The 16153-nt window shown below is 51.4% G+C and carries 16 protein-coding genes; 5 read left to right on the forward strand and 11 right to left on the reverse strand.

Annotation, left to right across the window (positions count from 1 at the left end):
• The first annotated feature begins 209 nt into the window (after positions 1 to 209).
• The 4 genes from pdeR to osmB all read left to right on the forward strand — a co-directional run bounded on the left by pdeR (position 210) and on the right by osmB (position 3809).
• On the forward strand, positions 210 to 2192 hold the full coding sequence (pdeR, locus tag ACH0WD_RS07680) for a cyclic di-GMP phosphodiesterase (RefSeq protein ID WP_001747569.1): 1983 nt from the start codon (positions 210 to 212) through the stop codon (positions 2190 to 2192).
• 121 nt (positions 2193 to 2313) lie between these two features.
• Entirely contained in the window at positions 2314 to 2493 is a 180-nt protein-coding gene (locus ACH0WD_RS07685) for a hypothetical protein (RefSeq protein WP_001279854.1), read from the forward strand.
• A gap of 86 nt (positions 2494 to 2579) precedes the next feature.
• On the forward strand, positions 2580 to 3332 hold the full coding sequence (locus ACH0WD_RS07690; RefSeq protein WP_001088593.1) for a DNA-binding transcriptional regulator YciT: 753 nt from the start codon (positions 2580 to 2582) through the stop codon (positions 3330 to 3332).
• A gap of 258 nt (positions 3333 to 3590) precedes the next feature.
• A complete protein-coding gene (osmB, locus tag ACH0WD_RS07695; protein WP_000481166.1) occupies positions 3591 to 3809 on the forward strand; it encodes an osmotically-inducible lipoprotein OsmB in 219 nt (72 codons plus the stop codon).
• 119 nt (positions 3810 to 3928) lie between these two features.
• On the opposite strand, the gene yciH is transcribed toward osmB, so the two are convergent.
• From yciH to pgpB, 5 genes are all read right to left on the reverse strand, one after another.
• Positions 3929 to 4255, reverse strand: coding sequence for a stress response translation initiation inhibitor YciH (gene yciH, locus ACH0WD_RS07700; RefSeq protein ID WP_001285199.1), 327 nt, complete (start codon positions 4253 to 4255; stop codon positions 3929 to 3931).
• On the reverse strand, positions 4255 to 4992 hold the full coding sequence (gene pyrF, locus ACH0WD_RS07705) for an orotidine-5'-phosphate decarboxylase (RefSeq protein ID WP_001529407.1): 738 nt from the start codon (positions 4990 to 4992) through the stop codon (positions 4255 to 4257). The genes yciH and pyrF overlap by 1 nt, the downstream gene beginning before the upstream one ends.
• Positions 4993 to 5182: 190 nt before the next feature.
• A complete protein-coding gene (gene lapB, locus ACH0WD_RS07710) occupies positions 5183 to 6352 on the reverse strand; it encodes a lipopolysaccharide assembly protein LapB (protein WP_000891378.1) in 1170 nt (389 codons plus the stop codon).
• Between the two features lie 6 nt (positions 6353 to 6358).
• The gene (locus ACH0WD_RS07715; protein ID WP_000876301.1) at positions 6359 to 6667 is read right to left on the reverse strand and encodes a LapA family protein; all 309 of its coding nucleotides are present in this window, start codon (positions 6665 to 6667) and stop codon (positions 6359 to 6361) included.
• 149 nt (positions 6668 to 6816) lie between these two features.
• Positions 6817 to 7581, reverse strand: coding sequence for a phosphatidylglycerophosphatase B (gene pgpB / locus ACH0WD_RS07720; protein WP_000948651.1), 765 nt, complete (start codon positions 7579 to 7581; stop codon positions 6817 to 6819).
• 195 nt (positions 7582 to 7776) lie between these two features.
• Between pgpB and ribA the strand changes: the two genes are divergently transcribed.
• Positions 7777 to 8367 (forward strand): GTP cyclohydrolase II, encoded by a 591-nt coding sequence (gene ribA, locus ACH0WD_RS07725; protein WP_001176284.1) that lies wholly within the window; start codon positions 7777 to 7779, stop codon positions 8365 to 8367.
• A gap of 55 nt (positions 8368 to 8422) precedes the next feature.
• On the opposite strand, the gene acnA is transcribed toward ribA, so the two are convergent.
• From acnA to topA, 6 genes are all read right to left on the reverse strand, one after another.
• Positions 8423 to 11098 (reverse strand): aconitate hydratase AcnA, encoded by a 2676-nt coding sequence (gene acnA / locus ACH0WD_RS07730; RefSeq protein WP_395201886.1) that lies wholly within the window; start codon positions 11096 to 11098, stop codon positions 8423 to 8425.
• A 182-nt stretch (positions 11099 to 11280) separates the two neighbouring features.
• A complete protein-coding gene (ymiC, locus tag ACH0WD_RS07735) occupies positions 11281 to 11373 on the reverse strand; it encodes a small membrane protein YmiC (RefSeq protein ID WP_223148964.1) in 93 nt (30 codons plus the stop codon).
• A 109-nt stretch (positions 11374 to 11482) separates the two neighbouring features.
• The gene (locus ACH0WD_RS07740; RefSeq protein ID WP_000029025.1) at positions 11483 to 11653 is read right to left on the reverse strand and encodes a hypothetical protein; all 171 of its coding nucleotides are present in this window, start codon (positions 11651 to 11653) and stop codon (positions 11483 to 11485) included.
• Entirely contained in the window at positions 11654 to 11794 is a 141-nt protein-coding gene (locus tag ACH0WD_RS07745) for a YmiA family putative membrane protein (RefSeq protein WP_213083417.1), read from the reverse strand.
• Between the two features lie 280 nt (positions 11795 to 12074).
• Positions 12075 to 13049, reverse strand: a complete 975-nt coding sequence (cysB, locus tag ACH0WD_RS07750) for an HTH-type transcriptional regulator CysB (protein WP_000776233.1) — start codon at positions 13047 to 13049, stop codon at positions 12075 to 12077.
• A gap of 410 nt (positions 13050 to 13459) precedes the next feature.
• Positions 13460 to 16057: a type I DNA topoisomerase gene (topA, locus tag ACH0WD_RS07755; RefSeq protein WP_000513593.1), complete on the reverse strand. Its 2598-nt coding sequence runs from the start codon at positions 16055 to 16057 to the stop codon at positions 13460 to 13462.
• Positions 16058 to 16153: the final 96 nt, after the last annotated feature.

Raw genomic sequence — 16153 nt, forward strand, 5'->3', positions numbered from 1 at the left:
TTCTTCTTCTCCCTTCCGTCATGCTCTAAGTTTAATCTTATTCAAGCGCCCCATTTCTTGTTATTTTTAGCTGGCGACTATGCTTTTTCCAGAATCTGGATTACATATGAATACATAGATAAAACAATACGTTCAGCCATAATTACCCTTATTTATAACATGGCTAACCTTTCTTTTCGGGCACCTGGCGCTTAAATGGGATGGTACGCATGATGAAACAGATTCAGGAACAAACGGCGCTAAATCCCCTTCACTCTCACTGGCGTCTGGCTGATGACCGCAACGTGCTGTATCTCTCCCCGACAGGTGAAACGGATGCAGAAAAAACGGTTGAGCTATCGCCGGAACAAGCCGGGCGTATCCGGGAAATAACGGCGATTACGTCCAGTCTGCTGATAACGTTGTTGATAGAAAAACAGGTTACCGCTGTGCACCTGGTAGGCCGTAAGATTAATAACCGTGAATGGGCTGGAAGCCTGGCAACCTGGCCTGATACGCCTGCCGTCTCGCCAACGCAGGCGCAGGAGCTCTCTTTTGCCGAGCAAATCGTATCAGAAGCCAACTCAGTCATTGCGATACTGGATAGTCGGGGAAAAATCTGTCGATTTAATCGGTTATGCGAAGAGTACACGGGCTTAAAAGAGCAAGATGTAATTGGTCAAAGCGTCTTTAAATTATTTATGAGCCGCCGGGAGGCGGTTGCCTCCCGACACTACATTGAGAATTTTTTTCGCAATGGGAATGCCTATGAAATCGAACGCTGGATAAAGACCCGTAAAGGCCAACGCTTGTTCTTATTTCGTAATAAATTCATCCATAACGGTAGCGGAAAAAACGAAATTTTCCTGATCTGCGCAGGCACGGATATCACCGAAGAAAGGCGGGCTCAGGAGCGTTTACGCATACTGGCGAATACAGACACCGTCACCGGCCTGCCCAATCGCAATGCTATCCATGAATTTATTAATCATGCTATTGCCTCGGCTGGCGAGTCGCAGGTGGGTATCGTTTATCTCGATCTGGATAACTTCAAGAAAATTAATGACACCTATGGGCATATGTTTGGCGATCAGCTCTTACAGGCCGTTTCGCTGGCGCTGTTGAGTTGTCTGGAGGAAGATCAATTGCTGGCCAGACTGGGGGGAGATGAATTCATTATCCTCGCTGCCCATACGTCTCAGGCCGCGCTGGAAGCAGTAGCCTCACGAATCCTTACCCGTCTGCGGCAACCGTTTCGTATTGGACTCATTGAAGTTTACACGGGATGCGCCATTGGCATTTCGTTGGCCCCCCGGCACGGACAGGACAGCGAAAGTCTCATTCGCACTGCCGATACCGCAATGTATAACGCCAAAGAAGGCGGCCGCGGTCAGTTCTGCGTTTTTTCGCCTGAAATGAATCAGCGCGTATTTGACTATCACTGGCTGGATACAAACCTGCGAAAAGCGCTGGAAAACGACCAGTTACTTATTCACTATCAGCCCAAAATTACCTGGCGCGGCGAAGTACGTAGCCTGGAAGCGCTGGTACGCTGGCAATCGCCGGAACGCGGATTAATTCCGCCGCTGGAGTTCATCTCATACGCCGAAGAGTCAGGACTCATCGTCCCGCTGGGCCGCTGGGTGATTCTGGATGTAGTTCGCCAGATTGCGAAATGGCGCGATAAGGGGATTAACTTGCGCGTAGCCGTTAACTTTTCGGCGCGACAACTGGCCGACCAGACGCTTTTTACTGCGCTTAAACAGGCTTTGTACGATCTGAATTTTGAGTATTGCCCGATCGATGTCGAGCTAACGGAAAGCTGCCTGATCGAAAACGACACGCTGGCGCTATCGGTTATCCAGCAATTTAGTCAGCTCGGCGCTCAGATTCATCTGGATGATTTTGGCACCGGGTATTCTTCGCTTTCCCAACTCGCACGGTTCCCTATTGATGCCGTTAAACTGGATCAGGCTTTCGTCAGAGATATCCATAAGCAACCGCTGTCGCAATCTCTGGTTCGGGCGATTGTCGCGGTGGCTCAGGCGCTAAATTTACAAGTGATTGCCGAAGGCGTAGAAAATGCTAAAGAAGATGCCTTCCTGACAAAAAACGGTGTCAATGAACGACAGGGCTTTTTATTCGCTAAACCTATGCCCGCCGTTTCTTTTGAACGCTGGTACAAACGTTATCAGACGAAAAAAATGCGTTAACGGCGGCGATAATAGGGAGAACAGCCTGTGCAGACAGGCATAGCCCTATTTTTCCCTTCTCTTTTCAGATTAATTTCTGCATCATGAATTGAAACCTTTTCTGACATTAAGGATGACAAACATGTCTGATATCGAAGCACAACGAATTGCCGCACGCATTGATACCGTGCTGGATATCCTTGTTGCTGGCGATTACCACTCGGCCATCAATAACCTTGAAATATTGAGAGCAGAGCTGTTAGATCAGGTTAAAGACGGTATCTCGCCATCCCAGGCGCCCGGATCGCCCTGGGAAATCTGATAGCGATTATTTGTCCGGGATGGCCGTTAGCCCTTCCCGGCTCTCTGACTGTCTGTTGACTCCTCTTAACGTATAAAATTAATACTATGAACTCCCGACAACAATCAATTTTGCAAATGGTGGTTGATAAAGGCCAGATGAGCGTTGCTGAACTGGCGAAAATTACCGGCGTATCTGAAGTCACGATTCGTCAGGATCTGAATACCCTGGAAAAGCAGAGCTATTTACGCCGTGCGCACGGTTTCGCCGTTTCGCTTGAGAGCGATGACGTAGAGACTCGCATGATGACGAACTACACGCTAAAACGCCGGCTGGCGGAGTTCGCCGCCTCGCTGGTCAGTCCAGGAGAGTCCGTTTTTATTGAAAATGGCAGTAGCAATGCGCTATTGGCCCGGACGCTGGCGGAACAAAAAGATGTCACGATCATCACCGTGAGCAGTTATATCGCGCACCTGCTCAAAGAGACCCCTTGCGAAGTCATTCTCCTCGGTGGAATCTATCAGAAAAAAAGTGAAAGCATGGTAGGGCCGTTGACGCGACAGTTTATCCATCAAGTGCATTTCAGCAAAGCATTTATCGGTATTGATGGCTGGCAGGCTGATACCGGCTTTACCGGACGCGATATGATGCGATCGGATGTGGTTAACGCTGTTCTGGAAAAAGGCTCAGAAGCGATTGTCCTCACCGACAGCTCCAAATTTGGCTGTGTGCATCCCTATCCCCTGGGCCCGCTCTCTCGCTTCCATCGTGTCATTACGGATTCCAAAATTTCCGCCAGCGATCAAATGCAGTTAGAGCATGCAGGGCTGCTAGTCAATGTTATTGGCTCATCCGTTTAAAATATTTCCCGATGGTTTGCCCTATGGCAAATCATCCTCTCTCTAAGACTTTTCTGACATCCCAATTAAGACTATTTACCTGTTGTAACGAGCGTAACGTCGTAAAATTAATATTAGCGAAATAACAGGAAGTGACTATCACCTGCGTGATATACCCCTGCGCAATCAGGTTTTACGGAAAATCTCTTAACAGGTTTTATTTTAACTATAGTTATAGTGAGCTTAATTCCGTGAATCGTTAATTCAGGAGAGAGTATTATGTTTATGACGAGCAAAAAAATGGCCGCTGCTGTGCTGGCAATCACCGTAGCAATGTCTCTGAGCGCCTGCTCAAACTGGTCCAAGCGCGATCGCAACACGGCTATTGGCGCAGGTGCGGGGGCGTTAGGCGGCGCAGTGTTAACGGACGGCAGTACATTAGGCACCCTGGGCGGCGCGGCGGTCGGCGGCGTGATTGGTCACCAGGTTGGAAAATAATCCAGACGTTTAAATATTGAACGGCTCAAAATAATATGTTTATTCTTTTCAGGTCTGGATTACAAAAATAGACAAAGTTGACTTTTACGCCACGGTAATTTACAACCGTGGCGTTTTCATTAGCCGCCAGCTAATTTTACTTTCATTCCTTTAGCTTCCAGCAATGATTTTATCAAGTCGCGTTTATCACCCTGAATTTCAATAATCCCTTCTTTTACTGCCCCGCCACAGCCGCATTTTTTCTTCAGTTCAGCCGCCAGTTTGGTTAATTCCGCATCATTCATCTCGATACCGGTAATCAAACATACGCCTTTACCCTTACGGCCACTGGTTTGACGCTGAATGCGAACGATACCATCCCCTTTGGGACGAACTGGTGCCGTTTTAGGTTCTTCAATGCGCCCCGTCTGTGTTGAATAAACCAGACGACTATTGGAATCGCTCATTATGCCTCCCGTTTCAGTGACGCGTTAATATCCTTCAGCGTTTGCGCCGGATCTACCGATTGCGTAACCGGGCGGCCAATCACCATATAGTCGACGCCGGCGGATAATGCCTGTTCGGGCGTCATAATGCGTCGCTGGTCGCCTGCCTCGCTGCCTGCGGGCCGAATGCCCGGCGTCACCAGCTTAAATGCAGCGCCAAAGACCTGTTTAAATCTGACCGCTTCCTGAGCGGAACAGACCACGCCATCCAGCCCGCATTGCTGCGTCAGGCGCGCCAGCCGCTCCGCATGTTCCGCTGGTGACAACGTCACGCCCAGATCGCGCAGATCGCTGGTTTCCATACTGGTCAACACGGTCACGGCAATGAGCAACGGCGCATCTTTACCGAATGGCGCCAGCGCGTCGCGCGCTGCGGCCATCATTCTCGCCCCGCCAGACGCGTGAACGTTTACCATCCAGACGCCCAGGTCTGCCGCTGCGGCGACTGCCCGGGCCGTGGTGTTGGGAATATCATGAAATTTTAGATCAAGAAAGACATCAAACCCACGTTGCTGGAGATCCCGGACGAGCTGTGGACCAAACAGCGTGAACATCTCTTTGCCCACTTTTAAGCGACAATCGCGAGGATCGATTTTATCGACAAACGCCAGGGCTTTATCGCGTTCATGGTAATCCAACGCCACAACGACAGGCGATTCAGTAATAGCGCAGGAAGAAGATGAAGCAGTAAACGTCATGACCAGACCTTCTTGATGATGGGCACCGGAAGTGGCCCAAATTGGATAAACGGCGTGCATTCTACCTGCGGCGCAGGGAAATTAACAGGTTCGATTGACAACCTGATAAGCTCTGGTTGCCGATGCCAGCGTTGTTTCTTGTCTTATGTCATTAAGTATGTTGTAACTAAAGTAAGGCTTTTTTTATATACTACTGCCCATCAAGTCCGCGAATAGGTTTAATGGTCGACCATGCCCGGCAGGACGGACAGTGCCAGTACAAGGTATAGGCGGTAAAACCGCATTTCTGACAACGATACCGCGGTTTACTGCGCACCTGCTCGCCAACCATATCACGCAGTACCATCAGGCTTTCTTTCGCTCGCCCTTCTTCCGCCTCGTTGAGGTGGTAATCCATCAGCTTATGGAACACCCGCATGGTAGGATGTCGCTGTAGCTGACGCGTAATATAGACTTGAGCTGCGTCACTACCTTCACGCGCTTCCAGAATATCGGCAAGCATTAACTCAGCGCCAGCACCGGTATTCTCCTCAACGGCGCGACGTAAAAACTCCGCCCACTCGGCATTTTTACCGAGCTGTTGATAACAGGTTTGCAGCATCTCCAGCGTTTCGCTGACCAGCTCTTTATCCTGAACGATCACACGTTGCAAGCTTTCGACCGCTTTGGCGTAATCCCCTCTCGCCATATAAACGCGCCCCATCATGATAGACACCCGGGCGCTATTTTTATCTGCGGCGGCACCTTTTTTCAGCAACGCCATCGCGCGATCCATGTCGTCGTTGCCCATCTGCTGTAACGCTAACTCACAGTAAAAATGGGCAATTTCGATACGCTGTTTATCTTTGCCCAGTTTCACCAGCCGTTCTGCTACTTCGATCGCCTTTTGCCAGTCGCTGGTTAGCTGATAGATTTGCAAGAGCTGCTGTAACGCGCCTACGCGAAATTCCGTTTCGTCGGTAAGTTGGTTAAACATATCTTCCGCGCGGTCATATAAACCGGCGGCCATATAGTCGCGCCCCAGTTGCTGAACAGCCAGTAAACGCTGTTCATAGGTCAATGAAGCGCTTTCCATGAGCGTTTGATGAATACGGATGGCGCGATCGACTTCGCCGCGTGAGCGAAACAGATTACCGAGAGTGAGATGAGCCTCAACGGTGCCGGTATCCTCTTTAAGCATATCGAGGAACAGATCCACCGCTTTATCTTGTTGGTTACTCAGCAGGAAGTTAACCCCTGCGACATAATCGCGCGACAGGCGGTTAGCTTCATCCTGTTTTGTTTGTTGCGCACTTCTGCGACCCATATACCACCCATAGGCAGCGGCTACAGGCAACAGCAGAAATAACAACTCCAACATAAATGATTATTCCTTTACAACCGACGAATCGGCAGGGACCGCAACGTCGGTTGCTGGCGAAAGCTTGTTTTCCAGTCGTTTAATTTTACGTTCAGCACGGGCAAGGGAAACGCGGACCCGCAGCCAGAACAGGCCGCAAATCAGCCAGCCAATCGCAAAACCGACGGCGAACAGCACAGCAAGCAACGTGGAGATACGATACTCCCCTTGCGCCAGCAGGTAGTTAAACGTCACCTGTTGATCATTCTGCGCGCCCAGCGTCACCGAAATAACAAAAATCGCCAATACCAGTAAGAAAATGAGTAAATATTTCACATTACTTCCCGTTATGTGGTTTGCGCGAATAAATCGTGTCCAACTTACCGCATCCAGCCTTCTAAATTACCATTTTCCCGCCTCGCGCGAAATGGAAATGCGCCCGCCATCAGATGATTTAAGGGCAATAGTCAGAAAATCAACCGTTGTCAGCTTTCCTGCTCGCGTTCAGCAATTTCTTGCGCTTCTTCACGAGGCGGCATAAGCGGCCCGCAAATTCGCTGCGCCAGCCAGGTCGCCAGGGTAACTAATAGCCAGGAGATGAGCGTGGCGACCACTAAATCTCGCGGCCAGTGCATTCCCAGAAGCAAACGGCTGCCCATTACGCCGGTCGCCCAGACTAACAAAAACGCGATGGTGAAAGTCCGTCTGCGCGGCCATAACAGACCCACGGCCAAAAGCGCCCAGCTCGCTGCAAACATGGTGTGTCCGGAGGGAAACGCAAAGCCCGTCTCTTTTTGCCAGTGCTGACGCAGGAAAACGGGGATGTTCTGTTGCCCGGCCAACTGCTCTTTCACTAAATGTCCGCGTTCTGTACGCTTTAAAGTGTAGAACTCATCGACGGGAATATGGTGCGTTTTTTCAAGCCAGACCACAAATGGCCGCGGCTCCTGTACGCGCTCCTTTACCCATGACTTCACGCCCTGCCCGACGATAATCGCCCCACCGAGAATCGCAAACAGCATAATGGCGGCGCGCAGGCGAAATCGCAGGCACCATAAGAACCATCCACAAAGAATCACATGCGTGATAACGCCCCAGGGTTTGGTCACGGTTTCCGTTATCCAGAATAGCGTTTTTAGCCACCAGACCTGATGTCCAGGCTGCCACTGCCAGCCTGATACCCATACGGCAAGCGGCATGATAAGCAACAGGGCGGCGCCTGCCGCGGTGCGCCTCGCAATTGAAAGCATGGATGCTCCTTTTATAAGTAAGTATCACAATCATAACTGAAAATTCTCGCCGGACTGGAAAATTGACAAATTTGTGCCATTCCTGAGCAATTACGTGGTAGGGATTAGGTGATGACCGCCGCCTTATGGCAAAATAGCGGGATACAAGCCAACAGGCGACGACACCGCAGGCGTCAGCATAATCTGGAGAAATACATGCAGCTTAAACGTGTGGCAGAAGCCAAACTGCCAACCCCATTGGGTGACTTTCTGATGGTGGGATTTGAAGAACTGGCAACCGGACACGACCATGCCGCGCTGGTTTTTGGCGATATTTCAGGTAAAACGCCGGTCTTGGCTCGCGTTCATTCCGAATGTCTTACCGGGGACGCGCTTTTTAGTCTGCGCTGTGATTGTGGTTTTCAACTGGAAGCCGCGCTGACGCATATTGCGGAAGAAGGACGCGGTATTCTGATTTACCACCGTCAGGAAGGCCGCAATATCGGCCTGCTTAATAAAATTCGCGCTTATGCGTTACAGGATCAAGGCTATGACACGGTGGAGGCCAATCATCAGCTCGGCTTTGCCGCCGATGAGCGTGATTTCACCCTGTGCGCGGATATGTTCAAATTACTGGGCGTGGATGAAGTTCGCCTGCTGACCAATAATCCGAAGAAAGTCGAAATACTGACCGAGGCGGGAATTAATATCGTCGAACGCGTTCCGCTCATTGTGGGTCGTAATCCAAATAATGAGCATTATCTCGATACTAAAGCGGCCAAAATGGGCCACCTACTAAGCAAGTAAGCCACCGGTATTAAAGCGCGGGCCTGCCTGTTTACGGCAGGCCCGATAAACGGCTTTAGTTCAGCATATTTCTAATGACATAGTGCAATATGCCGTCATTCTGGTAGTAAGTCAGCTCGGTGGCGGTATCAATGCGACAGCGGCAAGGCACCGTTTCTTTACTGCCGTCCGATCTCGTTAACGTCACCGGAATGGTCGCGCCAGGGCGCAGGTTTTGCAGATCCGCGATATCAATCACCTCTTCCCCGGTCAGTCCCAGGGTTTTACGCGTTACGCCCTGTGGAAACTCCAGCGGCAGGATCCCCATCCCAATCAGGTTTGAGCGGTGGATACGTTCGAACGACTCGGCGATCACCACGCGAATACCTAACAGTCGCGGACCTTTTGCCGCCCAGTCACGGCTCGATCCCGACCCATACTCTTTCCCGGCAATCACCGCCAGAGGCGTTTTTTCCTGCTGGTAGAGCATAGCAGCATCATAAATCGACATCGCTTCCGTACCCGGTAAATGCCGCGTCATGCCACCTTCGACGCCGGGCAGCATTTCGTTGCGAATACGAATATTGGCGAACGTACCGCGCATCATCACTTCATGGTTGCCGCGCCGTGATCCATAGGAGTTAAAATCCTTCCGCTCAACGCCGTGGTTTTGCAGATAGCGTCCGGCGGGACTGTCCGGCTTGATACTGCCGGCCGGAGAAATATGGTCGGTCGTTACCGAATCCCCCAGCATCGCCAGGATACGCGCGCCGTGGATATCTTTGACTGGCGCAGGCTCGGCCTGCATTTCATCAAAGAAAGGCGACAGGCGAATATAGGTTGAATCCGACTGCCAGCCGTAGGTATCGGACGATTCAACCTGAATCGATTTCCATTCTTCCGTGCCCTCAAACACTTCCGCATACTCTTTACGGAACATATCCGATGATACCAGTTCAACGGCGCGGGCAATTTCCTGCGCCGAAGGCCAGATATCCTTCAGGTATACCGGATCGCCTTTACGATCGTACCCCAGCGGGTCTGTCGCGAGGTTAATATTCATGTTTCCGGCCAGCGCATACGCGACCACCAGCGGCGGCGACGCCAGCCAGTTCGTTTTCACCAACGGATGGATACGCCCTTCAAAATTTCGGTTACCGGAAAGTACGGCCCCTACCGTCAGATCGCCTTTTTTAATCGCGGTCTCAATAGGCTCAGGCAACGGACCAGAGTTCCCGATACAGGTCGTACAGCCATAACCGACCAGGTTAAAACCGAGCTCATCCAGATAAGGCGTAAGTTTGGCCTGCGCCAGATAGTCAGATACCACTTTTGACCCCGGCGCCAGAGAAGCCTTGACCCACGGTTGACGCTTCAACCCCAGCGTTACTGCTTTTTTCGCCAGTAATCCCGCCGCCATCAGCACGCTGGGATTCGAGGTATTCGTGCAGGAGGTGATGGCGGCAATGACGACAGCGCCATCCGGAAGCTGATATGGCTGTCCGTTCATCGTATAGTCAATCGGTTGGCGATCTTTTTGCGCGGTATTCAGCTCCAGCTCGGCGCTGGCGGCAAAGGCTTTCGGCACATCGCCTAACGCCACGCGATCCTGCGGGCGTTTCGGCCCGGCCAGACTGGCCTCGACATCGCCCATATCCAGTTCCAGAGTACTGGTAAATACCGGTTCGTCTCCGGGATTGCGCCACATTCCCTGCGCCTTCGCGTAGGCTTCAACCAGCTCGACCAGATCGTCGCTACGCCCGCTTAATCGCATATATTCCAGGGTGATGGCGTCAATGGGGAAAAAACCACAGGTGGCGCCATATTCCGGCGACATATTAGCGATGGTCGCGCGATCCGCCAACGGCAGCGAATCCAGACCATCACCATAAAATTCAACAAATTTACCCACGACGCCATGCTTACGCAGCATTTGCGTGACGGTTAGCACCAGGTCAGTGGCGGTGATCCCCTCCCGAAGTTTACCGGTTAACTTAAAGCCGACGACATCCGGAATAAGCATCGACACGGGCTGACCAAGCATCGCCGCTTCCGCTTCGATACCACCCACACCCCACCCCAATACGCCCAGACCATTAATCATGGTCGTATGGGAGTCAGTCCCCACCAGCGAGTCCGGGTAAGCAATCCACTCCCCGTCCTGTAATTCGCTCCAGACGGCTTTACCCAGGTATTCCAGGTTAACCTGATGGCAAATGCCGGTTCCGGGCGGCACCACGCTGAAACGACTGAATGCCTGCTTTCCCCATTTCAGGAACATATAACGCTCATGGTTACGTTCCATTTCCAGCCGCACGTTTTCTTCAAACGCATCGTCATCGCCGAAATGATCGACCGTCACAGAGTGGTCAATAACCAGATCAACCGGCGATAACGGGTTCACTTTCGACGTATCGCCGCCGAGGCGTTTAACGGCTTCACGCATCGCCGCCAGGTCGACAACAGCAGGCACGCCGGTAAAGTCCTGCATCAGGACACGGGCGGGCCGCCAGGCAATTTCACGATCGGCATGGGCATTTTTAAGCCAACCGGCCAGCGCCTGAATATCTTCATCAGTCACAGACTCGCCGTCCTGCCAGCGCAACAGGTTTTCCAGTAACACTTTAAGTGATTTGGGCAAACGGGCGATATCGCCCAGGGATTTGGCAGCCAGCGGCAGACTGTAGTAATGATACGTTTTATCTTTGGCCTGCAATGTATCCTTACTGGCTTCTCGTAGGGTTGACGACATAGCTCCTCCTTAAATGACAGGGTTGCGTTACCCTGATTCTCCACAGGGTTGTATTAAAGATAACACAAACAAAATGTAACGTTTTGATAACAACCCAAATTGCTAAAAGAGGAGAAACCTAACAGGCGAGGAGCGAAGATGAAAAAGCCCGATAAATAACGCATTACCGGGCTTTGACGAGATTAGACGGCAATCCAGATTAACTCGGCCCAGAACAGTAGCGATAATATAAACGCGCCAGTCCATGACCAATACTTTATATTTGACGTTAACATAGGCGACACCAACTGTGTTTAATCAATACTGAGAGGCGCTCAGCACACGGTTGCTGCGGTGTAATAAGACAGCGTTAATAAAACAGTAACGCCAATAAAAAGACGGATATTATTTTTGTGACACCTCATCAGCAAAAGCATCAATAAATGCCCGCTGCTGCGGTGTGAGCGTCCAGTGTTGCGGAACAGACCGGAAAACGGTCGTATCCGGGGTGTTATCATCGTCACAAGATTGAATCGGGGGCGCGACCACGCGCTCGCGTTCCGACGTAATGCTCACTTAGCCCCACCAATGCCAAATAACAAGCGCTACCACTACCCAGAACAACGCAGAACCCACAAAAACCGCCAACCATGCTTTACGTTTGAGCTCAGGGTCGCGGCGCGGTTCCTGGTTTTCAGAAGGCATTACTAACCTCATGCTATCGGTATCACTTATCATTTCAGCACCAAACAATCGGTACAATTAATCATCAGATGAGACAAATCCTAAATAAACTTTAGTCAAAAATCCAGTCAATTTACGAATCGTTGCCAGTGAATAAATCAATCTTTTGACTCAAGATAACTATTTGGAAAAAGAAACTGGCGGGACGGGTAATTCAACACTATTTTGCTGATCATTACCCGTAATACTTCGAGGGATATTGCAAAAGGCGGCTTTGTCTGCCATGCCACTACGACACAAACCGACGGTGATATTACTTTTCAGGCAGCTTGATATCCTGAAACATCGCTTCAATTTCTTCATTAGAACGCAACGCCACCGCCGTATCCACCACGTCACGCGTCAGATGCGGCGCAAAACGCTGGATAAAATCATACATATAGCTGCGTAAAAAAGTACTACGGCGAAAACCAATTTTTGTGGTGCTGTGGCTAAAAATATCGTGCGCGTCAATCCGCACTAAATCAGGATCGGCAAGCGGATCGACCGCCATGCTGGCAATGACGCCAACGCCCAGCCCCAACCTGACATAGGTTTTAATCACATCCGCATCGGTTGCGGTAAAGACGATCCGCGGCGTTAATCCTGCGCGATTAAAAGCGGTATCCAGTTCGGAACGCCCGGTAAAGCCGAAGGTATACGTCACCAGCGGATACTGCGCCAGCGCTTCAATCGTTACGGAAGACGTTGCCGCCAATGGATGATCCGGCGTCACCACTATCGAACGGTTCCAGTGGTAGCATGGCAACATCACCAGATCGTCATATAAATGCAGCGCTTCCGTGGCAATCGCGAAATCGGCGTTCCCTTTCGATACCGCTTCCGCAATCTGCGTTGGCGACCCCTGGTGCATATGCAGCGAAACGCGCGGGTAACGCTCGATGAAGCCTTTAATCACGCCTGGCAATGCGTAACGCGCCTGAGTATGGGTAGTGGCAATATAGAGCGAGCCTTTATCCGGCCAGGTATGCTCGCCGGCGACCGACTTAATGGCATCGACTTTGGAAAGCACCTCACGCGCAATACGAATAATCTCCTGGCCTGCGGGTGTCACCTGAGTCAGATGCTTACCGCTGCGGGCGAAAATCTGGATGCCAAGCTCATCTTCCAGCATCCTAACCTGCTTGCTGATCCCCGGCTGGGAAGTATACAACCCCTCAGCGGTAGAGGAGACGTTAAGGTTATGATTAACCACTTCAACAATGTAACGAAGCTGCTGCAATTTCATAATACATCATCCAGATTAGCGCCATCAGGCCATCGTTTATCTGCAGACATCATTGGGCTGCTAATACGATTTAATAATAAAAAAGGTGTTAACTATAACCACTATATCATTTATATCTGAACTGTATAGCCAGCGCGATAAAATAATAAGCCCGCTATACCCAAAATAATTCGAGTGATTAAAGGCAACAAGCGAGTGAGTTCCCAGGAGCATAGATAACCAGGTGACTGGGGTGAGCGACAAATCTGCCGGGAGCAGATTTGAACGTCGCGTGCGACGGCCCGTCAGGGCGAGGCCCATAGATGGGCCGAGTAATCCGTAGCCAACACATAAGCCACTTGAAATATGAAGGGGATATAAAAAAGGGCCGCTTACGCGGCCCGCTTGACTACAGTGGCGACAGGCCGGGGTTATTTCTTGCCTTCAACCCACTTACCGTCGACGAAGAACGCTGACCATCCCGTCGCCTTCCCGTCTTTTTCCGCCGCAACGTACTGCTGTTTTGTTTTGCGGCTAAAGCGAACAACGGTTTTATTGCCTTCTGGATCCTGCTGCGGCGCATCCGCCAGATAACGCAGTTTTTCCGGCAGGCGATCGCGGAACCGGTAAAGCTCCTCGACTAATGGCGCGCGCGTTTCACGTGATTTCGGGAACGTATTGGCCGCCAGGAATATCCCTGCGGCGCCATCGCGCAGCACAAAGTACGCGTCCGATTTTTCACACGGCAGTTCCGGTAATGGAACAGGATCTTCCTTCGGCGGCGCAACTTCGCCGTTACGCAAGATCTTACGGGTATTTTTACATTCGTCGTTAGTACAGGCCATGTACTTACCAAAACGCCCCATTTTAAGGTGCATTTCGGAACCACATTTCTCACACTCAACGATCGGGCCGTCATACCCTTTGATGCGGAACTCGCCTTCTTCAATCTCGTAGCCGTCACAGGTCGGGTTATTACCACACACATGCAATTTACGCTTCGGATCGATCAGATAGCTGTCCATCGCCGTACCGCACTTCTGACAGCGACGCTTGGCGCGCAGGGCGTTGGTTTCGGCGTCGTCGCCTTCCAGCACGTTCAGAACTTCATTTTCCGGCACCAGGTTAATGGTCGTTTTACAACGCTCTTTCGGCGAAAGCGCATAACCTGAACACCCAAGGAAAACTCCCGTACTGGCAGTACGAATTCCCATTTTACGGCCACAGGTTGGACAGTCGATGCTGGTCAGCACCATCTGGTTAGGACGCATCCCCCCTTCTTCCGGATCTTTCTCGGCTTTATCGAGCTGCTGAGTAAAATCGCTGAAGAAGTTATCCAGTACCGCTTTCCACTCGGCCTGGTGATTCGCAACCTGATCCAGACTATCTTCCATCTGCGCGGTAAAATCGTAGTTCATCAATTCGCGGAAGTTTTCTTCCAGCCGATCGGTGACGATTTCACCCATTTTTTCCGCATAGAAGCGACGGTTTTCAACGCGAACATAGCCGCGATCCTGAATGGTCGAGATAATCGACGCATAGGTAGACGGACGACCAATACCGCGCTTCTCAAGCTCTTTAACCAGAGAAGCCTCGCTAAAACGGGCTGGCGGTTTAGTAAAGTGCTGAGCAGGCGTCAATTCAAGTAGCGTCAGCGCATCGCCCTTATTCACGGCAGGCAATGTGCGATCTTCATCGCCTTTACGCAGCGCCGGCATCACTTTTGTCCAGCCGTCAAAGCGCAAAATACGCCCACGCGCTTTCAGACGGAATTCGCCTGCGCCAACGGTAAGCGTAGTGGAGTCATATTGTGCTGGCGTCATCTGACAGGCGACAAACTGACGCCAAATTAGTTGATACAACTTCTGCGCGTCAGCCTCCATGTCTTTCAGCGACTCCGCCATGACAGCAACGTCGGAAGGACGGATCGCTTCATGCGCTTCCTGAGAGTTTTCTTTGCTGGCGTACTGGTTCGGGTTATCCGGCAGGTATTTCTTGCCGAAATTATCGCCAATATAACCGCGCACCATGTTGACCGCATCCTGACTCAGGTTGGTGGAGTCGGTACGCATATAGGTGATATAACCCGCCTCATACAGACGCTGCGCCATCATCATGGTTTTCTTCACGCCAAAGCCCAGCCGGGTGCTGGCCGCCTGTTGTAGCGTGGAGGTGATAAACGGCGCGCCAGGTTTGCTGCTGGTCGGTTTGTCTTCACGCTCCAGTACGCTATAGCGCGCTTTTTCCAGCAAGCTGACGGCGGCAAGCGTCTGCTCGCGATTTACCGGCCGGAATGGCTTGTCGTTCTGATGCGTGACCTGTAGCGGTAGCGCCTCGCCAGACGGCGTCGTCGTATTGGCGTCAATTTCCCAGAACTCTTCCGGAACAAACGCTTTAATCTCGCGCTCGCGTTCAACGACCAGACGGACCGCGACAGACTGAACGCGACCTGCCGACAAACCACGGGCGATCTTTTTCCACAGCAGCGGCGAGACCATATAGCCTACCACGCGGTCCATAAAGCGGCGCGCTTGCTGGGCGTTGACCCTGTTAATATTCAGCTCGCCCGGCTGTTCAAACGCCTGGCGAATGGCATTTTTGGTTATTTCGTTAAAGACTACGCGACTGTAGCGCGCGTCATCGCCGCCGATCACTTCCCGCAGGTGCCATGCAATGGCTTCCCCTTCGCGGTCAAGGTCGGTTGCGAGATAGATGTGGTCGGCTTTTTCCGCCAACTGTTTCAGTTCAGAGACGACCTTCTCTTTACCGGGCAGCACTTCATAGTGCGCATCCCAGTTGTGCCACGGGTCAACCCCCATACGGTTGACGAGAGCGCCACGTTCATCCTTTTTGGGCTTTTTAGCCGTTTTGGTGGAGGTAGAGTCGGCGCTCTTTTTAGCTGCTGAGCCACTGGTCGGCAAATCACGGATATGACCCACGCTGGATTTCACCACGTAGTCATTACCCAGATACTTGTTGATCGTTTTGGCTTTTGCCGGGGACTCAACGATGACAAGAGCTTTACCCATATTCACCTTTACCTAAGTTGATTCTTCCAGGAATGCGTCGCACGTTGATTCACCTTCCACTGGCGACGAGACAACGATATATGGTCTCTGCGTCTG

The organism is Salmonella sp. 2020_1395, from assembly GCF_043848115.1.
Lineage (GTDB): Bacteria > Pseudomonadota > Gammaproteobacteria > Enterobacterales > Enterobacteriaceae > Salmonella > Salmonella enterica.